The organism is Haemophilus haemolyticus, assembly GCF_003490595.1.
GTDB lineage: Bacteria > Pseudomonadota > Gammaproteobacteria > Enterobacterales > Pasteurellaceae > Haemophilus > Haemophilus haemolyticus_L.
This window is the reverse complement of the sequence record NZ_QQGY01000002.1, coordinates 69744-91216: the sequence shown is the minus strand read 5'-3', so window position 1 is coordinate 91216 and position 21473 is coordinate 69744. Positions and strand designations below refer to the sequence as shown.

Here is a 21473-nt window from a genome sequence, read left to right as displayed (position 1 = left end):
AGTTTAAATAATTTTAGTATGAAATGCCTTATATGAAATTATCCATACATAGCGTCTGGATTTTAACCAATTTGAAGTGGGCTTGCAAATTTTTAGCGGAAATTTTTGGGAAGAAATGCTGATTGGATTTCACAATTATTTCACTGAAAATTTTTCTGTTGGAAGTGGTTCTGGCTCGCCTAAAAAATAAGGCTCAACACCTAATATCAAATCCAAAACCGCTTTTATGCGGGCAAAAACTTCTCTTATTTGTGTGGAAAAATGTAATTCTGGCTGTTTTGCTACAAAGCAAATGGCATCAATATTATGTGCTTTAGCAATTAATAGTGCGCGTTCGCAATGAAATTTTTGGCTGACAATCGTAAATGCTTGCACTTGGAAAATTTTATTGGCACGAACAACAGAATCAAGGGTGCGAAAACCTGCAAAATCACGGAACATTAAAGTTTCTGGCACGCCCATTTTGCGTAAATCGCGAAACATTGCTCTTGGTTCGTTATATTGCAACGTTCGGTTGTCGCCACTTAATAAAAGATAATTCACTTTTTGTTGTTCGATTAGGCTTTTAGCTGCCATTAAGCGGCTATCGTAATAAACGTTCGGTTTTCCGCTGACGGTGTATTTTGATGTGCCAAGCACAAGGGCGTAAGGGCGAAAGGGCAGTTCATCAATATTTGTGAATATTTTATCGCGAACATAAAAACTTACGCCTCGATCAACTAGCAAGCAAAGTATAATCAATGCAAAGATTGCGTAGAGTAAGGCGCGAAAAAGTGCGGTGAATTTTGGGGAGAATTTTTTTACTAGCATAGCGGTAAACATAATGAAAAATCGACCGCACTTCAAGGGGAATTTGATGGATTTTGTGAATCGCATTGATGTGCGATAATTTAGCCGTTTAGACGGCTAAAATTTCTTGACAAGCTAATCGACTTACTGATAGTTTAAACGCCATTCTGATTATTACGATAGGTTTTCAATGTCTGTGCAAAATGTAGTGCTTTTTGACACACAGCCTTTAACTCTGATGCTTGGCGGCAAGCTTTCCCATATCAATGTCGCGTATCAAACTTATGGTACGCTTAATGCCGAAAAAAATAATGCGGTATTAATTTGCCACGCTTTGACTGGCGATGCTGAGCCTTATTTCGATGATGGTCGCGATGGTTGGTGGCAGAATTTTATGGGCGCAGGTTTAGCGTTGGATACGGATCGTTATTTTTTTATTAGCTCGAACGTATTAGGCGGTTGCAAGGGAACAACGGGGCCTTCATCAATTAATCCGCAAACGGGTAAACCTTATGGTAGTCAATTTCCTAATATTGTTGTGCAAGATATTGTCAAAGTACAAAAAGCCTTGCTTGATCATCTTGGCGTTAGCCATTTAAAAGCGATTATTGGTGGATCTTTTGGCGGTATGCAAGCGAATCAATGGGCGATTGATTATCCTGATTTTATGGATAATATCGTAAATCTTTGTTCATCCATTTATTTTAGTGCGGAAGCCATAGGCTTTAACCATGTTATGCGTCAAGCAGTCATTAATGACCCTAATTTTAATGGCGGTGATTATTACGAGGGTGCACCGCCAGATCAAGGGTTATCTATTGCGCGTATGCTAGGTATGCTGACTTACCGCACCGATTTACAACTTGCGAAAGCCTTTGGACGAGCAACAAAATCAGATGGTAGTTTTTGGGGCGATTACTTTCAAGTGGAATCCTACCTTTCTTACCAAGGCAAAAAATTCTTAGAACGTTTTGATGCAAATAGTTATTTGCATTTATTGCGTGCGTTAGATATGTATGATCCCAGTTTGGGATATGAAAATATCAAAGAGGCATTATCACGCATTAAAGCGCGCTATACGTTGGTTTCTGTGACAACGGATCAACTTTTTAAACCAGTGGATCTTTATAAAAGTAAACAGCTTTTAGAACAAAGCGGCGTCGATCTACATTTTTATGAATTTCCATCAGACTACGGACACGATGCGTTTTTAGTGGATTATGATCAGTTTGAAAAACGGATTAGAGATGGTTTGGCGGGTAATTAGGCATAAAAAAGTGCGGTGAAATTTCACCGCACTTTTTTCTTATTTTTAAAAACTTTCTTAGTTTATACCGCACTTTTTATCCAAAAGTTCTGAAGTGTAATTAAGCATAATGCAAGCCAAATTATTCCGTTTGCAATGCCTTTTTGTGTTCTGAAAAATTGATGTATGTCAATTTTAATGGTACAAGCACTTATAATTATCTTGAGTTAGGCAACCGTTTACTCTATGCTCTTGACGATTTATTTCAACCTTAGGAGTATCCAATGATTCAAGTAATCGTTGCAGCTCACGGCAAGCTTGCTGCTGAGTTGGTCAATTCTTCTGAAATGGTGTTCGGTGAGGTGGATGGACTCCACGGTGTAACATTCGTTCCAGGAGAAGGGCAAGACACCTTGGTGGAAAAGTATGAGGCTATTATTGCTGAATGCTCGCCATCAGATAGCGTGTTATTTTTGGTAGATTTATTTGGTGGAAGTCCGTATAACGCGGCAGCCCGAGTAGCGGCAAAACGTCCTCAAGATGATATTGTCACTGGCGTAAGTTTACCAATGTTATTGGAAGTATTAGATGCCAAGGATGATGCAAAATCAGCGGAAGCACTTGCTGATGTCGCCAAGGAAGTTGGCGTAATGGCAGTGAAAAGTTATCGGAAACCAGATGACGTTGCCTCTTTCGCTCAACCTGAAACTCCAAAAGAGGAAGCAAAAGAAGAACAAGAAAGCGAAGAAGATAATACTCAATACGATCCTAATGGACGTATGAGTGTCAACTTACTGCGTATTGATGATCGTTTAATTCATGGTCAAGTCGCTACTTCTTGGGCAAAAGCAGTGAAATGCGAAGCTATTTTTGCTATTAGTGATGAAGTGGCAAATGATGAGTTGCGTAAGGAATTGCTTCTTCAAATTGCTCCGCCACATTTGAAAGCCTATGTAATTCCTGTGGATAAAGCGATTAAGGTTTACAACAATCCAAAATATGCGAGCCGTAATATTTTAATGCTTGTAACAAAGCCTGAAGATGCGGTGCGTTTAATCGAAGGTGGTTTACGTATTGATACTATTAATGTAGGTGGTATGACGCATAAAGAAGGCAATAAACAGCTTTCTGATGCTGTCACAGTGAATCCATCTAATGTCGCTGCATTCAAAAAATTACTTGATATGGGCGTGAAACTTTCCCTTCAAAAAGTGGCAGCGAATAAGCCTGTTGAACTTACTCGCGAAAAACTTGATTCAATTAAATTCTAGGAGCGCATTTTATGTCAACAATGGAACTCATTTTAGTCGTGCTTGTCGCGGCAATTTGCGGTATGGGGAGCGTATTAGATGAACGTCAAACCCATCGTCCACTTTTTGCTTGTACTATGATTGGCTTGGTATTAGGCGATCTTGAAACCGGTATTATCCTTGGCGGTACATTAGAAATGATCGCACTTGGTTGGATGAACGTTGGCGCTGCTATGGCGCCAGATGCGGCACTTGCTAGTGTGATCTCCGCGATTCTTGTTATTAAAGGCGGTCAATCTGTGGGTACAGCGATTGCTATCGCGGTGCCAGTTGCTGCTGCAGGTCAAGTGCTTACTATTTTCGTACGTACACTAACGATCTTCTTACAACATAAGGCTGATAAATTTGCTGAGCAAGCTAATTTCCGTGGGATTGAACTTTGCCATTTTGCAGGGCTTTCCTTACAAGCATTGCGTGTTGCAATTCCTGCATTAGCGGTTGGTTTAGTCGCAGGTACTGATGCTATAACTAGCGCATTAGATGCAATTCCTGAAGTGATTACTCGTGGCTTACAAATTGCGGGTGGATTTATCGTCGTAGTGGGTTATGCAATGGTGATTAATATGATGCGTGCGGGTGCATTAATGCCATTCTTCTTCCTTGGTTTTGTTATTGCTTCCTTTACTAATTACAACTTAGTTGGATTGGGTATTCTGGGCACTTGCTTGGCAATGCTTTATATCCAATTAAATCCGCGTTTTAACCAAGTCGCAATGCCAGTGGCAAGCAAAAGAAAACTTGCTGATAACGAATTAGAAGGCCTATAAGGAGCGTATTATGTCAGAACAAAAAGTAACTCTCACAAAGGGCGATATTTTAAGTACTTATTTCCGTTCAACGTTCCTTTTAGGTTCATTTAACTTTGAACGTATGCAATCAATGGGATTTTGTGTTTCGATGATCCCAACAATCAAACGCCTATATAGCAAAAAAGAAGATCAGGCTGCGGCACTCAAACGCCATCTTGAATTTTTTAATACTCAACCTTGGGTTGGATCTGCAATTATGGGCGTGACTGCTGCAATGGAGCAAGAACGTGCGAATGGCGCCAAAGATGTAGATGATGCGGCAATCAGCGGTGTAAAAGTCGGACTTATGGGGCCATTAGCTGGTGTGGGCGATCCTATTTTCTGGGGAACTTTACGTCCAGTTTTAGCCGCACTTGGTGCTGGAATTGCCTTAACAGGTAGCATTTTAGGTCCATTATTGTTTTTTATCTTAATCAATGTGATCCGTGCTGTTACGCGCTGGTATGGTTTCAAATATGGTTATGAAAAAGGCACAGAAATCGTCTCTGATATGGGTGGTGGACGTTTGCAAAAAATCACTCAAGGGGCTTCTATTCTTGGTCTCTTTGTCATGGGCTCACTTGTTTCCAAATGGACAAGTATTAATGTCCCATTAGAACTTACTCGTTATAAAAACCAATTAGGCGAAGAGGTTGTGGTCACCTTGCAAGGCGTATTAAATGACCTACTTCCAGGTTTATTAGCCTTATTACTGACTTTCTTATGTATGTATTTATTACGTAAAAAAGTGAATGCAATGGTGATTATTTTTGGTTTATTTGGCGTAGGGATTTTAGGTTACTGGGCTGGTATTTTGGCTTAATTCAGCTTGAAATTTAATGCCGAAAGGCTTATATTAAAAAGGCAACAAGATTTCCTTTGTTGCCTTAGTTATAAAGTTGGTCTTAGTTTTGTTACCAAGCTGGCGAGCTATAAGACAACAAAACTAAACAAATGATAATCATATAAATGATAGTTTTCATTGGTTTATCTCCATTCAGAGTTGTTAAACAAAGCTGATCGAGATTGCGTTGTTGCCTGACCTGCCAGTCAGGCAATAACTAACCTGACCAACTACTGATTATTCTAACATATAAAAACCGCTAATCTAGCGGTTTTTTGCTTTTTACCACGATAAGATTACGGTAAAACTATGAAATTATCTGAATTGCTCAAAGTCGCTGTTTCCCCCATCCCAAGTGAAACCTATATCAAAAATAGCGCACGCTTGGTTTATGGTTTATTTATTATAGGCGGATTACTTTATTACCTAACAAATGGCTATGGCACTGTAATTGCATTGGCATTAGCACTAATTGTTTTAATTGGACAAAAAATGTTGCTTACCCAAGCAAATAAGGATTTTGCAGATATGTATCAAGCACAGTCTTTATTTGAAAAAACGCAAAACTATGATTATTTACGTTTTATTATGGCGCGTTCAGAACAGATGCTAAAGGATAATAAAGTGCTTTCTGACAAAGCAAAAAATGAAATCCATAAGCTACAAGCATTTTCTCAAGGTGAATTAGAAAAGATGAGTGAATAAAAAATGGCTACATGAAGTAACCATTTTTATAAGCGGAAAAGTGCGGTTGGTTTTCACCGCTCTTTTATCTTATTTCTTGCCTAATTGTGGCAATACGGAATCTTTAATTGCGCTTAATAAGCCTGTTTGTGCATAGATGCCAAGTTTGCCTCGGGTGTCAGATACATCTAAATTGCGCATAGTTAATTGACCGATACGATCAATTGGATCAAATGGCGCATCTTCCACTTTTTCCATACTTAAACGTTCTGCTTCGTAGGTTAAGTTTGGTGATTCGGTATTTAAAATTGTGAAGTCATTACCACGACGAAGCTCAAGGGTTACTGTGCCTGTAATTGCTTTTGCCACCCAACGTTGTGCTGTTTCACGCAGCATTAATGCTTGTGGATCAAACCAACGACCTTGATATAACAAACGGCCTAAACGGATACCATTAATACGATATTGTTCGATGGTATCTTCATTGTGAATACCTGTGACTAAACGTTCGTAAGCAATATGCAATAATGCCATCCCTGGTGCTTCATAAATACCGCGAGATTTGGCTTCAATAATACGGTTTTCGATTTGGTCTGACATTCCTAAACCATGACGTCCGCCAATACGATTTGCTTCTAAAATAAGATCAACTGCATTATCAAAATGTTTGCCGTTTAATGCCACAGGGACGCCTTCTTCAAAAGTGACGGTTACTGTTTCAGGTTTAATTTCTACCTTCTCATCCCAAAATGCTACCCCCATGATTGGTTTAACAATTTTCATGCCAGTGCTTAATTGCTCTAAGTCTTTTGCTTCATGGGTTGCACCCAGCATATTGGAATCGGTGGAATAGGCTTTTTCAACGGACATCTTGTAGTCAAAACCATTTTCGATAAGGAATTGAGACATTTCTAAACGACCGCCAAGTTCTTCAATAAATTGTGCATCTAACCAAGGTTTATAGATTTTTAAATTCGGGTTTGTTAATAAGCCATAACGATAGAAACGCTCAATATCATTACCTTTGAAAGTTGAGCCGTCGCCCCAAATGTTTACATCATCTTCTTTCATTGCTGCAACAAGCATTGTGCCTGTTACTGCGCGACCAAGAGGCGTTGTATTGAAGTAAGGAATGCCGCCTGTCGAAATATGGAATGCGCCACATTGAATCGCTGCAATACCTTCGTGAGCAAGTTGAGCACGACAATCAATTAAGCGAGCATTTTCTGCACCATACGCCATTGCTTTTTTAGGGATTGCGTTGTAATCGTCTTCATCGGGTTGCCCTAAATTGGCGGTGTAGGCATAAGGCACCGCGCCTTTTTGACGCATCCAAAGTAATGCTGCGCTGGTGTCTAACCCGCCAGAGAACGCGATACCGACTTTTTGCCCTTCAGGTAAATGTTGTAGAATTGTATTTGACATATCTTTTCCTTGTTTATAATTTAGATTGAATAATTAATCATTTTATTTGAATAAAAAGTCATTTAAATATAACCGCACTTTTTATGTTTGTCTAGCCTTTTATGTATTAAGACTAAAAATCTTTAGTTGTCATCATGCATAAAAATCCCCGCTCTAAATAGCAGGGATTTTGATCTCTATTTTGTTAATAAATCCAGCGCTTCCTGGTATTTATCAACAGTTTTCTGAATAATATTTTCTGGCACTTTCGGTGCTGGCGCTTGTTTATTCCAGCTGCTATTTTCTAACCAATCGCGTACAAATTGTTTATCGAATGATGGAGGATTAATCCCTTCTTGATAAGTATCGATAGACCAAAAACGGCTAGAGTCAGGTGTTAATACTTCATCCATTAAGGTGAGTGTGCCATTTTCATCTAAACCGAATTCAAATTTTGTGTCGCAAATAATAATGCCTTTAGTCAGTGCATATTCTGCAGCAGCAGTATAAAGTGCGATCGCTTTTTCTTTTACTTGTGCGGCTAAATCAGCCCCGATGAGTTTTTCACATTCTGCATAGCTGATATTTATATCGTGATTGCCTACGGCTTCTTTACTTGATGGGGTGAAAATAGGTTCTGGTAATTTACTGGCTTCAACTAAGCCTTCAGGTAATTTTAATCCGCAGATGGTTCCAGTTTGTTTGTAATCTTTTAAACCACTGCCAGTTAAATAGCCACGTACGATAGATTCAATTTTAATGGGATTCAAACGTTTACACACTACAGCGCGATCTTTGATTAAATCGGCTTCTTCTTTTGGCAACACATCATAAACACTCTCGTCAGTGAAATGATTCGGCATAATGTGAGTAAGTTTGTTAAACCAAAAATTGGATATTTGAGTCAGGATTTCGCCTTTTCGTGGAATGGGATCATCTAAAATAATATCAAACGCAGATAAGCGGTCAGAAGCAACCATTAGCATACGTTTATCATCGATTTCATAGAGATCGCGTACTTTACCTGAATAGATTTTTTTTAGACTTAGAGTGGGGAGTTGTTGTGTCATCGTTTTGCACCTGTATGAAAGTAAAAACTGGTGCGTATTGTACCGCACTTTTAAAGCAAACGTTTGCTATTTTTTAAAAGAAATAAAAAATCCCCTAAAATTTCAGGGGATGTGTAGTTTTTTTGCTTCAAAATATTTGCTTACTATTAGAAATATACCGAGATTAATTATTGTGCGGGTGGATTTGGGTTATCCAATACATCCCAGACGCTTTCCTGTCGAGGGGCGATTTCTGTTTCAGCTGGTGGAGTAGCTGGCGATGGAGAAGTCGTTGATGTGCCTCCGCAGAAATTCTGCCCATTATTCACCCAAACTGGGATCACTCGATTACTGTCACAATCCCAGCTACCATGTTGGGTAATACCAACCCATTTCATATTTGAGGGTTTATTTAGCTTCAATTTTTCAATATAAGTATGGCTTAAATAATCTTTATAAATCTGTAATGCACCCGATGCACCGGTAAGTTTTGTTTCGCCATTATCATCGCGACCAAGCCAAACCGTGCTGATATTTTTTCCATCGATGCCCACAAACCAAGTATCACGCGCATCATTTGTTGTCCCTGTTTTACCAGCTAAACGTAAATCCGCATAATCATTTTGTAAGCTACGAGCTGTACCACGTTCAACAGTTTGTTGCATCGCAAATAACGTTTGGAATGCGGCTTCTTGTGGAACCACTTGTTTTGCGGTTTTATCATGTTGATAAATGATATTTCCTTGACGATCCGCAATGGTATCGACAGTTGTGAGTTCAATCCGCCCACCTTGATTCGCAATAGTTTGATAAAGTTTAGTTACATCATAAGGTGAGATGGTATAAGCCCCGAGCAACATCGCAGGCACTTTTGGAATTTCCACATTATCCCATCCCATCGCTTTTTGTGTATCAATGACTTTGCTCAAGCCGACTTTCATCCCAATATTCACAGTCGGAATATTTAAAGAACGCGCTAAGGCATCCATTAACATCACTGAACCACTATATTTTTTGTCATAGTTGCGCGGCTGCCACGGCGGGCTACCTTTGACATTAATCGTAATTGGTTGGTTGTTAATTGGGGTATTTAAACGGAACTGTTCTGGATTCGAAAGTGCGGTCAAATAAATTGATGGTTTGACTAAAGAACCAATCTGACGTTTTGCCATTAATGCACGATTAAAGCCTGCATATTGCGTTTGCAAACCACCCACTACCGCACGAATTTCACCCACACGGTAATCCGCAACAATCATGGCGCCTTCTAAATATGGATTTTTCGTTTTCAGTTGTAGTTGTGAAACTGTATTCACCACTGCATTTTCTGCTTGGGCTTGCTGTTTTAAATCCATTGTGGTGAAAATCCGTGCGCCAAGTAAACTGGATATTTTATGTTCGCCTAGTTCACGACGTAAATCCGCCTGTAAAGTTTGAATAAATGACGGATATTTACGGGAGATTTGTCCTTTTTGTTGAACACCTAAAGGTCGTTGGCTTAATAATTGGTAAAGTTCATCACCGATCATTTTATGTTCAAGCATGAGCTTTAAAACAACATTACGACGTTCTAAGGCATTTTGAGGATTACGCCAAGGATTATAAAGTGAAGGGCCTTTGACCATCCCGACTAAAAGTGCAATTTGATCCAAGCTAATTTCACGAATTGAACGACCAAAATAGAATTGGCTGGCTAATTCAAAACCATGAATTTGCGTATCGCCATTTTGTCCGAGATAAATTTCATTGAGATAGGTCTCGAGAATACGATTTTTATCATAACGCCAATCTAATAGTAATGACATTAAGGCTTCGTTCGCTTTACGTGTGATCGTACGTTCACTTGATAAAAATAAATTTTTCACGAGTTGTTGAGTGAGCGTACTCCCACCTTGTACGGTTTGTCCTGCACGAATATTGGTAATTAATGCGCGTATAATCCCCACTGGATTTATACCGTGATGATCATAAAAACGGCGATCTTCCGTTAAAATTAAGGCATCAATCAATAAGCGCGGGTAATTTTGTAAAGGAATTGCAAGGCGATCTTCATTATCAGATTCCAACATTGCAATCAATTTTGGTGCAAGGCGAAATTCATCGATTGCTTTTACGGCAACGAGATCTTCAATTCGATTAAGTTTGTTATCGACAAAACGTAAACGTAAAACTCGTTGTGGTTCTGGTTTATCAGGGAAAGGGAAAGCTCGACGAAGAACCACAATGGTATCATCTTCTAATTTGAAATCGCCTGGTGCCGCTACCATGGTAGTTTGGCGATATTCGTTATCTAATAAAATTTGAATCACTTCATCGAAAGCGAGATTATCTGAAATTTTCACACTTTCAATGCGGCTATACACTTCAGCGGGCAAACGCCAAATTTGCCCATCCATTTTTGAACGGATTTGCCAATCTAAATATCCGCCATAAAATACGGTTAATACCGCACCACTAAACGCTACTTTTAATAGAAAGCTTTTGAAAGAACGGCGTTTTTTAGGTGTTTTTTCTTCGGGATTTTTTTGAACGTTTTCGATGGTCATAGTCGGTTAAGAGATAAAATCAACATAAGCTTCGAGGAAATGGATAAAATCTTGCGTGCCACAAAAAGCAATGCTTTCTTCATCATAATAATGAAAATCGTCTTCCAAAATTTCATCTGTTTCAATGGCGAGATTATTCGCTCGTACCATTACTTCATCAGCATCTAAAAACAATGTATATTCTGCGCCGATTAAGATCTCTTCTTGATTTTCAGAGAGTGATTGCGCAGTAGAAAGTGCGGTCAAAATCGCCTTTGGATTTGACCGCACTTCTGTATTGAACCAGTTAGCAAGGGCAATGTGTTCCATCGAACATTTTACGGATACATTGCCTTGATAATGTGTAAATTGAAAATCCATCTTAGATACTAAAGGATGAACCACAGCCACAAGTGCTGGTAGCATTTGGATTATTTACAGTAAAGCGTGAGCCTTCTAAACCTTCAGTGTAATCGACGGTACCACCGATTAAATACTGTAAACTCATTGGGTCAATTACAAGTTGAACCCCTGATTTTTCAATCGTTAAATCGCCTTCATTCACTTTTTCATCAAAAGTAAAACCATATTGGAAACCGCTACAGCCACCACCCGTGATATACACGCGTAATTTCAAATTAGTATTTTCTTCTTCGCTGATTAAACTTTTTACTTTATTCGCTGCTGCATCAGTAAATATCAATGGTACTGCAATGTTATCTGTCATAATTATTTCCCGCTTCCCGAAAATTTGAATTTCGTTATTATCTAATAACCATTTACTCCATTCAAGTGTAATCCAGTTTTTTCCTAGAAATCATGCTATAATCTGGCAAAAATTTTTTCAAAAAGGGTGAAATAAAATGGCTATTCCAATTAGAACAGAAAAAGAAATTGTAAAACTACGTGAGGCCTGCAAATTGGCTTCAGATGTGCTGGTGATGATTGAACCTTACGTAAAAGCAGGTGTAACTACAGGTGAACTTGATCGAATTTGCCATGAATATATGGTGAATGAACAAAAAGTTATTCCCGCTTGTTTGAATTATCATGGTTTCCCAAAGGCTACTTGTATTTCCATTAACGAAGTTGTCTGTCACGGTATTCCAAGTGACGATAAAGTGCTAAAAAATGGCGATATTGTGAACATTGATGTCACGGTGATTAAAGACGGTTATTTTGGCGATAACTCAAAAATGTATATCGTGGGCGGTGAAACGAATATTCGTAGTAAAAAATTAGTGGAAGCGGCACAAGAAGCCCTATACGTGGGATTGCGCACGGTAAAACCAGGTATTCGTTTAAATGAAATAGGTAAAGCTGTGCAAAAATATACTGAAAGTCAAACTTTCAGCGTTGTGCGCGAATATTGCGGACATGGTGTCGGTACAGAATTTCACTGCGAACCTCAAGTATTGCATTATTATGCCGATGATGGTGGCGTGATTTTAAAACCAGGCATGGTGTTTACGATTGAGCCAATGATTAACGCGGGCAAAAAAGAAGTGCGTCTTATGGGAGATGGTTGGACAGTAAAAACCAAAGATCGTAGTCATTCAGCACAATATGAACATCAACTTGTTGTGACAGAAACTGGTTGTGAAGTAATGACTATCCGCGATGAAGAAATTGCAGAAGGTCGAATCTCACGGATTATGGTGAATGTGTAATCGCATAAAATTATAAGATAAGGGCGTAGATATACGCCCTTTTTATTTTTCTTTATAATAAAGTGACTTCGATTTAACAAAAGGCAATTCATATGCTATTTTCTCCGACACTATCTTCTCCTTTAACGCCAAGTGCGGTCAAAATTGAACGAGAAAATCTCAAGCAATTTGAGCTCGAGAATTTTTCTTGTTATTCCATTTTTGAGCTTATTGAAAATCGCTGTGATTTTTATGATGCCTTATTGATTCAACTTTGGCAGGAAATAGGATTAAGTGAACAGCAAGGCATTTCTTTAATTGCGGTGGGCGGTTATGGACGGCGTGAGATGTTTCCTTTGTCAGATTTAGATTTTTTGATTTTAGTCGAGCAAATACCTAGCCCAGAAATTGAAGAAAAAATTACTCAATTTATCCAATTTTTATGGGATTGTGGTTTTGAGGTGGGAAATAGTGTTCGAACCTTAGCACAATGCGAATCGGAAGGAAAACAAGATATTACGATTGCCACCAATTTATTAGAAGCAAGATTTCTTGCTGGAAATCGACCGCACTTTGATGCGCTAAATGAATTGCTAAAACGTGATGATTTTTGGTCGAAAGAGGATTTTTTTAACGCCAAAGTGCAAGAGCAAATGGAACGTTATCAGCGTTATCACAATACGGCTTATAACCTTGAGCCAGATATTAAGTATAGTCCTGGAGGTTTGCGTGATTTGCATTTGTTGTATTGGGTGGCGTTGCGCCATTCTGGGGCTTTGACCCTTGAGGCCATTTTACAAAGTGGTTTTATTTATCCTCAAGAATATCAGCAACTACAAGAAAGTCGTGCATTTTTATTTAAAGTGCGGTTCGCTTTGCATTTGATTTTGAAACGTTACGATAATCGTCTGTTGTTTGATCGTCAAATTAAAGTCAGTGAATTGTTGGGTTTCCGAGGTGAAGGCAATCAAGCTGTGGAAAAAATGATGAAATGTTTTTTTCAAGCATTGCACCGAATTTCGCTGATTAGTAATTTGCTGATTCAGCATTATAGAGAAAATGTGCTTTCATCAAATCAGGATAGCGTGATTCATCAGTTAGACGATGATTTCCAACTGATTAACCAATGCTTATGTTTGCGTAATAGCTTTGTTTTTCAAGAAAAACCAGAGCGAATGTTAGATCTATTCTTTTATTTAACGCAGTATGAACAGGCCAATATTCATTCTGATACCTTGCGTCAATTACAAATTTCCTTGGAGCAATTATCACAAAAATTATGCGAAATTCCTGAAGCTCGAGAAAAATTTCTACGTTTGTTTAATCAACCTAATGCAATTAAGCGTGCGTTTATGCCGATGCACCAATATGGCGTATTAACTGCGTATCTTCCCCAATGGCAAGCCATTGAGGGATTAATGCAATTTGATTTATTCCATATTTATACGGTGGATGAGCATACATTGCGCGTGATGTTGAAATTGGAAAGTTTTTTGTCACAGGAAAGTGCGCAAGAACATCCCATTGCTCATCGAATTTTTAGTCAACTTTCTGACCGCACTTTGCTTTATATTGCGGCGTTATTCCACGACATTGCAAAAGGGCGGGGCGGTGATCACGCAGAGCTTGGCGCAAAAGATGTGGCAAATTTTGCGCAATTACATGGTTTAGATCGTCGAGAAATTGATACCCTTGCTTGGCTCGTAAAATCCCATTTGCTGATGTCAATTACGGCGCAACGCCGTGATATTCATGATCCTGAAGTCGTCATGAATTTTGCGGAAGCCGTGCAAAATCAAGTTCGATTAGATTATCTCACTTGTTTAACGGTGGCGGATATTTGTGCAACTAATGGTAATTTATGGAATAGCTGGAAACGTTCGCTTTTTGCCTCTTTATATGAATTTACCGAACAGCAATTTGCACAAGGCATGAAAGAATTGCTTGATTATTCAGAAAAATCGGAAGAAAACCGAAAACTTGCACAACAAATTTTAACTCAGGATTATTCCGATATTGCACCAATCTCGATTGAGCAATTATGGGCTCGTTGTCCTGAAGATTATTTTGTGCGTAATACGCCAAAACAAATCGCGTGGCATACTAGTTTGCTAGTGGATTTCGCTGAGGCATTATTAGTGAAAATTAGTAATCGCTTTTCACTTGGCGGTACGGAAGTGTTTATTTATTGCCAAGATCAACCGCACTTATTTAATAAAGTGGTGAGTACCATTGGCGCAAAAAAATTCAGTATCCACGATGCGCAGATTATTACGACACAAGATGGTTATGTTTTTGATAGCTTTATCATCACAGAACTTAACGGTGAATTGGTTGAATTTGATCGTCGCCGAGAACTAGAGCAAGCTCTAACAGTAGCCCTTCAAAGTGAAAAATTACCCGCACTTTCTATTACGCCGAATCGTCAGCTTCAACATTTTACTGTGCAAACTGACGTGCGTTTTTTACACGAAAATAAAAAAGAGCATACTGAAATGGAACTGGTTGCGTTGGATAAACCAGGTTTATTAGCCCAAGTGAGCCAGATTTTTACTGAGTTAAATCTCAATTTATTGAATGCGAAAATTACTACTGTAGGCGAAAAAGCCGAGGATTTTTTTATTTTGACGAACCAATTGGGGCAAGCTCTTGCGAGAGAGGAAAGGGAAAGATTGAACAGTGTTATTATTCAGCGAATTAGGTGAATATTTATACGCTCTAATAAAATAAAGAACAAAAAACATCCAATTGCACTTTTTCTTGTTTTTTTCGATTTGATTGATTTTTTTGTGTGATACAAATAAGATACTTTTCTGTTTGTAGGTGTACAACGAGTTTTGTATTGTTTGCTCATAACTGTTGTACTTAAATCTTAAATATCGGAGTTTATATGAATAATATTTATAAAGTCGTGTGGAACGCTGGAACTCAAATGTTCCAAGTTGTATCTGAATTAGCAAAAGGAAAATCTAAATCAAGACGTTGCAAGCAACAAGTTTCTGATGCACCATCTGCCTGCCTGCCTGCCTGCCTGCCTGCCTGCCTTAACATTTTCTTCTCTTCTCTTATTTTCAACAAATAGTTTTGCGGATGGTTCTGAAATTGATCAGTTAAAACAAGATATTGATGCTTTAAAACAAGAAATTAATACACTTAAAACACAAAAAATTAAATATGTTAGTGTGAAATCAGATAATACATCGGAAGGAAGTAATGTTAATAATGATGGTGCGGAAAAATCTGGTTCAATTGCTATTGGCGATGGCGCATTAGCAAATATAGATAATAGTATTTCAATCGGTAAAAATGCTGGAAAAGGTTCATCTGGAGATAGGCAGATTGGAAACATTTTTTTAGGTTATGGTGCTGGTGAGAATAGTAAGAACTCTATCAATGTTTATATAGGTTATTCTGCTGGCTCTAATGCTTCAGGACATAATAATTTAGCTTATGGTAATACTGCGGGAAAAGGCATAAAAGGAGATCATAATATCGGTATTGGTTTTAATTCTAGTCTTGCGGTAAGTGGTAATAATAATGTCGCCTTGGGGATAAATTCAGGTAAAAATATTAAGGGAATTAATAATACTTCTATTGGCCCAATGGCTAATAGTTTTGATAAAACGACTGCATTTGATTATTCAGTTGCTTTGGGTGTTCAAAGCGAAACTACAGCTTCAAAGGCTACAGCATTAGGACCTGCGGCGAAAGCTAAACAAGAGGGAGCATTAGCCATCGGTTTTGCAGCTAAAGCAAATGCCGTAAACAGTGTGTCAATCGGTACAGGAGCCTCTTCTAAAGAAAATGCAGTAAACAGTGTGTCAATCGGGACAAGCTCCTCTTCTAACATTGAAACCTCGGTTGCTTTAGGATTTGATTCTGTAAGTAATCGTTCTATAGATACGATTGGTTATGATTTTTCAGAAATAAATACTAAAAATGGGAGTTTCGTTGGAGATATAAAAACTGAAATAGATAGAGTTAATGGAGAAATTTCTCCTTTGGAAGAGAAAATTAATGAACTTCAAGCTGAACTTTCACAATTAGAAGATAAAAAGAAACAACTAAAAAATGAAAATAATACAACTGAGTTAGGCGTTGTTGAAAATAAAATTACACAGAATAGACAAGAAATAGCGGAAAAAAAGAAAGAACTAAATAAGAAACAAGTGGAAAAAAATAAAATTCGCTCTACTTGGAAAGGCACATTAGGTGCTGTTTCTATTGGTGATACACAATATGGTGAAACACGTCAGATTATTAGCGTTGCCGCAGGTACGGAAGACACCGATGCAGTAAATGTTGCTCAATTGAAATCATTAAAAAACGCAGGTTTAACATTTGCGTTGAATGATTATGATAAAGATCAAGCAGATAGTACCAAAGATAAACTAATTACAAAAGAAATTGGCAGTATTTTTCAGATTCAAGGCAAAAGTGATTTAGTTTATAACGATGCTAATAAAGCTAAGTACACTTCTGATAATTTAGTGACATTTAACGACGCTGGAGTATTGCGTATTGGAATGTTGAAATCTCCAAGTTTTACTGGCGTTACATTGGGAGAGGGCGATAAAACAGTTTCACTTACCGCTGATGATGGTGTTTTAAAAGCGGGAGGTAAAACAATTTTCACAGAAGATAACTTTAAAATGTTTTTTACAAAACTTTATACTTTTGAAGGTGGCTTGAAAACAGAAGATAAAGACGGAAAAACCGTTGTTTCATTGAATAAAGAAACCATTAAGCAAATGCCTGAATTGAAAGGCGAAAAAGGTGATAAAGGCGCTGACGGTAAATCTGCTTATGATGCCTGGAAAGCGAAAGATGGCAATCAAGGTAAAACCGAAGAGGAATTCTTAATTTCACTTAAAGGTACAAATGGTGTTGACGGTAAATCTGCTTACGATCTATGGAAAGCGAAAGATGGTAATCAAGGTAAAACCGAAGAGGAATTCTTAACCTCAATTAAAGGTGCTAAAGGTGACCAAGGTGAAAAAGGTGCTGACGGTAAATCTGCTTATGATGCTTGGAAAGCGAAAGATGGTAATCAAGGTAAAACCGAAGAGGAATTCTTAACTTCACTTAAAGGTACAAATGGTACAAATGGTGTTGACGGTAAATCTGCTTACGATCTATGGAAAGCGAAAGATGGTAATCAAGGTAAAACCGAAGAGGAATTCTTAACCTCAATTAAAGGTGCTAAAGGTGACCAAGGTGAAAAAGGTGCTGACGGTAAATCTGCTTATGATGCTTGGAAAGCGAAAGATGGTAATCAAGGTAAAACCGAAGAGGAATTCTTAACCTCAATTAAAGGTGCTAAAGGTGACCAAGGCGAAAAAGGTGCTGACGGTAAATCTGCTTATGAAAGTTGGAAAAAATTACCAGCTAATCAAGGTAAATCAGAAACTGAATTTGCTGAGATGTTAGGTGGCGGAGCGAGTAAAGTAGAGTTACAACAGCTTCGTACTGAACACGATAGCTTGAAAGCACAAATCCGCAAAGATCAGCAATCTATTCAACAACTCGATCGCAATATGCAAAAAATGAATAAAGACTTGCGGGCAGGGATTGCGGGGGCAACAGCGATTGCTTTCTTGCAAGGGGGAAATTTTGCTGGAGAGTCTGCGGTTTCTGTGGCAGTTGGCACTTATAAAGGAGAACACGCGTTAGCGGTCGGTTACGGCAGACGTTTAACCAATAACAAAATTGAGATTAAATTGGGTGCGAGTGTCAATAGCCAAAGCGATGTTAATGCGGGCGGTAGTGTAGGATACCACTGGTAAAATAAGGATAAGAGTAAAAGTGCGGTCAATTTGGACCGCATTTTTTATAAAAATACGGGCGTTGAAGTGAAAAATAGTGGTTCTTGAAAAATATATTTCTAGGTAAATTTGCCTTATGTTATCCTTTACAAAAAAATTTTAGGGTCACACTATGCTGAGTATTTTTGTTACTTTTATTGGCGCATTTTTAACATTGATTGTGATGCGACCAGTTGCCAATTGGATTGGATTAGTTGATAAGCCAAACTATCGTAAACGTCATCAAGGCGCAATTCCGCTAATCGGTGGTGTATCGCTTTTTGTTGGAAATCTTTGCTATTACCTGATGGAATGGGATCAACTTCGATTACCTTATCTCTATTTGTTCAGTATTTTTGTTTTATTGGCGATAGGGATTTTAGATGATCGCTTTGATATCAGTCCTTTCTTAAGAGCAGGGATTCAAGCAATACTGGCGATTTTAATGATCGATCTCGGGAATGTTTATCTTGATCATTTAGGTCAAATTTTAGGGCCTTTCCAGTTAACGCTTGGTTCAATTGGTTTGATTATTACCGTCTTTGCCACTATTGCGATTATTAATGCCTTTAATATGATTGATGGTATTGATGGATTGCTCGGTGGGCTTTCTTGCGTTTCTTTTGCCGCGATTGGTTTCTTGATGTATCGAGATGGGCAAATGGATATGGCGCATTGGAGTTTTGCTTTAATCGTGTCGATTTTACCTTATTTGATGCTAAATCTAGGGATTCCATTTGGCCCAAAATATAAGGTGTTTATGGGGGATGCGGGAAGTACATTAATTGGCTTTACCATTATTTGGATTTTGTTATTGAGTACGCAAGGAAAAGGGCATCCGATGAATCCAGTAACCGCACTTTGGATTATTGCGATTCCTTTGATTGATATGGTTGCGATTATTTATCGCCGTGTACGTAAAGGCAAAAGCCCATTCCGCCCAGATCGTTTACACGTTCATCATTTAATGGTGAGAGCGGGTTTAACATCAAGACAAGCCTTTTTATTGATTACGTTTGTTTCTGCAGTTTGTGCAACTATCGGTATTTTAGGGGAAGTTTATTATGTGAATGAGTGGGCGATGTTTGTCGGCTTTTTCATTTTATTTTTCCTTTATGTCTATTCAATTACGCGTGCATGGCGAATAACTCGTTGGGTAAGAAGAATGAAACGTCGCGCAAAACGATTGAAGAAAGCATAAAAAATAAAGGCTTGTGTTATTAAATCACAAGCCTTTATTTTTGAGAAAACTCACCGCACTTTTTAACATTTTGACGATCTATTCTTATAGATAGAAAAAATCCCTAGCCTTTTGGCTAGGGATTGAAATTTGGAGCGGGAAACGAGGCTCGAACTCGCGACCCCGACCTTGGCAAGGTCGTGCTCTACCAACTGAGCTATTCCCGCAATAATGCTTTTATAATGTGAAATTGGAGCGGGAAACGAGGCTCGAACTCGCGACCCCAACCTTGGCAAGGTTGTGCTCTACCAACTGAGCTATTCCCGCAGTTCACATCAGTGAATGAGCCCGCATTATACAAATATTTTTAGGGCTTGCAAGGGCAATTTCATAAAAAGAAATTTTTTGTTGAAGTTTTCGTCAATCTAATTTCATGAAATGTTCGCGATAATAAGCCAGCTCTTTAATCGATTCTCGAATGTCATCTAGCGCCAAATGCGTATTCTCTTTTTTAAAGCCTTCTAAAATTTCAGGTTTCCAACGTGCAGCAAGTTCTTTTAATGTGCTTACGTCTAAATGACGATAATGAAAATAATCAGCTAAATCAGGCATATATTTCACTAAAAAGCGTTTATCTTGGGCAATGCTGTTACCGCAAATTGGCGATGCACCTTTTGGCACCCACTTTTTTAAAAAGTCTAAGGTTTGTAATTCTGCTGCACGTTCGGTAAGTTTGCTGGCTTTTACGCGTTCAATTAAGCCGTTTTCACTATGTGTTTTTTGGCACCAATCATTCATTTTATTGAGTAATTCATCAGACTGATGAACCGCTAATACAGGGCCCTCTGCCAAAATATTTAAATTTTTATCTGTTACGATAGTGGCAATTTCAATAATACGTTCTTTTTCCGGATCTAAACCGGTCATTTCTAAATCAATCCAAATAAGATTTTGTTTATCGAATGGCATAATATCAGGTATCCTATGCAAAAATTTTTTTCATTTTACCAAAAACAAGGGAAAAAACGACCGCACTTTTATGGCTAAACGTAAATTAACTCAGAACCAAACCAGAAGAATTCAATCAAATAATGCGAAAACATTGCATCGCTATAAGAAAAAAGAGATTGAATGGTCAGATGAAATGCTTGGCGAATCACAAGAAGGGGTTGTGGTCACGCGTTATTCGATTCATGCTGATGTCGAAAATGAACAAGGCGAAATTTATCGTTGTAATTTGCGTCGTACCTTGTCGAGTTTGGTGGTAGGAGATAAAGTTGTTTGGCGTAAAGGCAATGAACAATTACAAGGTGTGAGCGGCGTGATTGAGGCGATCCATCCCCGAGAAAATGAAATTTCCCGTCCAGATTATTATGATGGTTTGAAACCCATTGCGGCGAATATTGATCGTATTATTATTGTATCAGCGGTGTTGCCAACGCTTTCCTTAAACATTATCGATCGTTATCTTGTTGTGTGTGAAATAGCCGAAATTAAGCCATTAATTGTTTTGAATAAAGTGGATTTATTGACGCAAGAACAGCGTCAAGAAATTGAAGAGCAACTTAAAATTTACCAAGATATTGGCTATGAAATTTTAATGATTTCAGCAAAGAGCGGTGAAAATATGGAAAGATTAACCGCACTTTTGGCACAAGGTACAGCGATTTTTGTTGGGCAATCAGGTGTCGGTAAATCGAGTTTAATTAATCATATTTTGCCTAGCGTAAATGCTCAAGTAGGGGATGTGAGTGAAACATCAGGCTTAGGTCAGCATACGACTACATCATCGCGTCTTTATCATTTGCCACAAGGCGGTAATTTAATTGATTCACCGGGAATTAGAGAATTTGGGCTTTGGCATTTAGATGCGGAGCAAATCACAAAAGGGTATCGAGAATTTCAATATGTATTAGGCATCTGTAAATTCCGTGATTGTAAACATTTGAGCGACCCCGGATGTGCGTTGCGTGAAGCCGTCGAGCAAGGGAAAATTTCGCCTGTTCGTTATGATAATTATCATCGATTAATTGAAAGTTTAAGTGAAACAAAATCACAACGTCATTTTTCAGTAGTTTAACGATTGCGCAAGCTGGATGATAAATAAACAAATCCTGCGTTTTTTTATGATCTAATTCAATTTTTTTAGTGTTTATTCTTGATTATTCGCTTTTGAACAAGGATACTAAGGCGGATTTTAT

At 38.3% G+C, this 21473-nt stretch carries 18 protein-coding genes and 2 tRNA genes; 11 read left to right on the top strand and 9 right to left on the bottom strand.

Annotation, left to right across the window (positions count from 1 at the left end; genetic code table 11):
• Nucleotides 1-135: 135 nt before the first annotated feature.
• Entirely contained in the window at nucleotides 136-822 is a 687-nt protein-coding gene (locus DV415_RS02120) for a SanA/YdcF family protein (protein ID WP_118790714.1), read from the bottom strand.
• A 157-nt stretch (nucleotides 823-979) separates the two neighbouring features.
• On the opposite strand from DV415_RS02120, the gene metX reads away from it, so the two are divergent.
• The 5 genes from metX to DV415_RS02095 all read left to right on the top strand — a co-directional run bounded on the left by metX (nucleotide 980) and on the right by DV415_RS02095 (nucleotide 5682).
• On the top strand, nucleotides 980-2056 hold the full coding sequence (gene metX, locus DV415_RS02115; protein WP_118790716.1) for a homoserine O-acetyltransferase MetX: 1077 nt from the start codon (nucleotides 980-982) through the stop codon (nucleotides 2054-2056).
• A gap of 263 nt (nucleotides 2057-2319) precedes the next feature.
• A complete protein-coding gene (locus tag DV415_RS02110; protein WP_118790717.1) occupies nucleotides 2320-3306 on the top strand; it encodes a mannose/fructose/sorbose PTS transporter subunit IIA in 987 nt (328 codons plus the stop codon).
• Nucleotides 3307-3317: 11 nt separating this feature from the next.
• Nucleotides 3318-4112, top strand: a complete 795-nt coding sequence (locus tag DV415_RS02105) for a PTS mannose/fructose/sorbose transporter subunit IIC (protein ID WP_118790719.1) — start codon at nucleotides 3318-3320, stop codon at nucleotides 4110-4112.
• Between the two features lie 10 nt (nucleotides 4113-4122).
• Nucleotides 4123-4956, top strand: a complete 834-nt coding sequence (manZ, locus tag DV415_RS02100; RefSeq protein WP_005635877.1) for a PTS mannose transporter subunit IID — start codon at nucleotides 4123-4125, stop codon at nucleotides 4954-4956.
• A gap of 330 nt (nucleotides 4957-5286) precedes the next feature.
• Nucleotides 5287-5682 (top strand): hypothetical protein, encoded by a 396-nt coding sequence (locus DV415_RS02095; protein ID WP_118781626.1) that lies wholly within the window; start codon nucleotides 5287-5289, stop codon nucleotides 5680-5682.
• 69 nt (nucleotides 5683-5751) lie between these two features.
• Here DV415_RS02095 and argG read toward each other — a convergent pair whose 3' ends face one another.
• From argG to erpA, 5 genes are all read right to left on the bottom strand, one after another.
• Nucleotides 5752-7086: an argininosuccinate synthase gene (gene argG / locus DV415_RS02090; RefSeq protein ID WP_118781625.1), complete on the bottom strand. Its 1335-nt coding sequence runs from the start codon at nucleotides 7084-7086 to the stop codon at nucleotides 5752-5754.
• A gap of 176 nt (nucleotides 7087-7262) precedes the next feature.
• Nucleotides 7263-8135 carry a phosphoribosylaminoimidazolesuccinocarboxamide synthase gene (locus DV415_RS02085; RefSeq protein WP_118781624.1) on the bottom strand — a complete coding sequence of 291 codons (873 nt, stop codon included), beginning with the start codon at nucleotides 8133-8135 and terminating at the stop codon, nucleotides 7263-7265.
• A gap of 167 nt (nucleotides 8136-8302) precedes the next feature.
• Nucleotides 8303-10660 (bottom strand): penicillin-binding protein 1B, encoded by a 2358-nt coding sequence (gene mrcB / locus DV415_RS02080; protein WP_118790721.1) that lies wholly within the window; start codon nucleotides 10658-10660, stop codon nucleotides 8303-8305.
• A 6-nt stretch (nucleotides 10661-10666) separates the two neighbouring features.
• On the bottom strand, nucleotides 10667-11020 hold the full coding sequence (locus tag DV415_RS02075) for a YacL family protein (protein ID WP_032826506.1): 354 nt from the start codon (nucleotides 11018-11020) through the stop codon (nucleotides 10667-10669).
• A gap of 1 nt (nucleotide 11021) precedes the next feature.
• A complete protein-coding gene (gene erpA, locus DV415_RS02070; protein ID WP_005628395.1) occupies nucleotides 11022-11366 on the bottom strand; it encodes an iron-sulfur cluster insertion protein ErpA in 345 nt (114 codons plus the stop codon).
• A gap of 136 nt (nucleotides 11367-11502) precedes the next feature.
• On the opposite strand from erpA, the gene map reads away from it, so the two are divergent.
• The 5 genes from map to wecA all read left to right on the top strand — a co-directional run bounded on the left by map (nucleotide 11503) and on the right by wecA (nucleotide 19293).
• Nucleotides 11503-12309, top strand: coding sequence for a type I methionyl aminopeptidase (gene map / locus DV415_RS02065; RefSeq protein ID WP_118781622.1), 807 nt, complete (start codon nucleotides 11503-11505; stop codon nucleotides 12307-12309).
• A gap of 92 nt (nucleotides 12310-12401) precedes the next feature.
• Nucleotides 12402-14993 (top strand): bifunctional uridylyltransferase/uridylyl-removing protein GlnD, encoded by a 2592-nt coding sequence (gene glnD, locus DV415_RS02060; RefSeq protein ID WP_118790722.1) that lies wholly within the window; start codon nucleotides 12402-12404, stop codon nucleotides 14991-14993.
• A 185-nt stretch (nucleotides 14994-15178) separates the two neighbouring features.
• The gene (locus DV415_RS10470) at nucleotides 15179-15370 is read left to right on the top strand and encodes an ESPR domain-containing protein (protein WP_118794391.1); all 192 of its coding nucleotides are present in this window, start codon (nucleotides 15179-15181) and stop codon (nucleotides 15368-15370) included.
• A complete protein-coding gene (locus DV415_RS02050) occupies nucleotides 15291-18074 on the top strand; it encodes a YadA-like family protein (protein WP_192879072.1) in 2784 nt (927 codons plus the stop codon). The genes DV415_RS10470 and DV415_RS02050 overlap by 80 nt, the downstream gene beginning before the upstream one ends.
• A 151-nt stretch (nucleotides 18075-18225) precedes the next feature.
• Nucleotides 18226-19293, top strand: a complete 1068-nt coding sequence (gene wecA, locus DV415_RS02045) for a UDP-N-acetylglucosamine--undecaprenyl-phosphate N-acetylglucosaminephosphotransferase (protein ID WP_065249701.1) — start codon at nucleotides 18226-18228, stop codon at nucleotides 19291-19293.
• 130 nt (nucleotides 19294-19423) lie between these two features.
• Here the strand turns inward: wecA and DV415_RS02040 are convergent.
• From DV415_RS02040 to orn, 3 genes are all read right to left on the bottom strand, one after another.
• Nucleotides 19424-19499 (bottom strand) — tRNA-Gly (locus tag DV415_RS02040).
• 24 nt (nucleotides 19500-19523) lie between these two features.
• A tRNA-Gly gene (locus DV415_RS02035) sits at nucleotides 19524-19599 on the bottom strand.
• Between the two features lie 93 nt (nucleotides 19600-19692).
• Nucleotides 19693-20241, bottom strand: a complete 549-nt coding sequence (gene orn, locus DV415_RS02030; RefSeq protein WP_009500975.1) for an oligoribonuclease — start codon at nucleotides 20239-20241, stop codon at nucleotides 19693-19695.
• Nucleotides 20242-20311: 70 nt separating this feature from the next.
• On the opposite strand from orn, the gene rsgA reads away from it, so the two are divergent.
• Nucleotides 20312-21352 carry a small ribosomal subunit biogenesis GTPase RsgA gene (gene rsgA / locus DV415_RS02025; RefSeq protein WP_118790726.1) on the top strand — a complete coding sequence of 347 codons (1041 nt, stop codon included), beginning with the start codon at nucleotides 20312-20314 and terminating at the stop codon, nucleotides 21350-21352.
• The last annotated feature ends 121 nt before the right edge of the window (nucleotides 21353-21473 follow it).

Bases quoted from the DNA above. Each gene is read 5' to 3' on its own strand.
- erpA (WP_005628395.1), bottom strand. From the start codon at position 11,366: ATGACAGATAACATTGCAGTACCATTGATATTTACTGATGCAGCAGCG.
- glnD (WP_118790722.1), top strand. From the start codon at position 12,402: ATGCTATTTTCTCCGACACTATCTTCTCCTTTAACGCCAAGTGCGGTC.
- manZ (WP_005635877.1), top strand. From the start codon at position 4,123: ATGTCAGAACAAAAAGTAACTCTCACAAAGGGCGATATTTTAAGTACT.
- DV415_RS02095 (WP_118781626.1), top strand. From the start codon at position 5,287: ATGAAATTATCTGAATTGCTCAAAGTCGCTGTTTCCCCCATCCCAAGT.
- map (WP_118781622.1), top strand. From the start codon at position 11,503: ATGGCTATTCCAATTAGAACAGAAAAAGAAATTGTAAAACTACGTGAG.
- DV415_RS02120 (WP_118790714.1), bottom strand. From the start codon at position 822: ATGTTTACCGCTATGCTAGTAAAAAAATTCTCCCCAAAATTCACCGCA.
- DV415_RS02110 (WP_118790717.1), top strand. From the start codon at position 2,320: ATGATTCAAGTAATCGTTGCAGCTCACGGCAAGCTTGCTGCTGAGTTG.
- orn (WP_009500975.1), bottom strand. From the start codon at position 20,241: ATGCCATTCGATAAACAAAATCTTATTTGGATTGATTTAGAAATGACC.
- metX (WP_118790716.1), top strand. From the start codon at position 980: ATGTCTGTGCAAAATGTAGTGCTTTTTGACACACAGCCTTTAACTCTG.
- DV415_RS02085 (WP_118781624.1), bottom strand. From the start codon at position 8,135: ATGACACAACAACTCCCCACTCTAAGTCTAAAAAAAATCTATTCAGGT.
- argG (WP_118781625.1), bottom strand. From the start codon at position 7,086: ATGTCAAATACAATTCTACAACATTTACCTGAAGGGCAAAAAGTCGGT.
- DV415_RS02075 (WP_032826506.1), bottom strand. From the start codon at position 11,020: ATGGATTTTCAATTTACACATTATCAAGGCAATGTATCCGTAAAATGT.
- DV415_RS02050 (WP_192879072.1), top strand. From the start codon at position 15,291: ATGCACCATCTGCCTGCCTGCCTGCCTGCCTGCCTGCCTGCCTTAACA.
- DV415_RS10470 (WP_118794391.1), top strand. From the start codon at position 15,179: ATGAATAATATTTATAAAGTCGTGTGGAACGCTGGAACTCAAATGTTC.
- wecA (WP_065249701.1), top strand. From the start codon at position 18,226: ATGCTGAGTATTTTTGTTACTTTTATTGGCGCATTTTTAACATTGATT.
- mrcB (WP_118790721.1), bottom strand. From the start codon at position 10,660: ATGACCATCGAAAACGTTCAAAAAAATCCCGAAGAAAAAACACCTAAA.
- rsgA (WP_118790726.1), top strand. From the start codon at position 20,312: ATGGCTAAACGTAAATTAACTCAGAACCAAACCAGAAGAATTCAATCA.
- DV415_RS02105 (WP_118790719.1), top strand. From the start codon at position 3,318: ATGTCAACAATGGAACTCATTTTAGTCGTGCTTGTCGCGGCAATTTGC.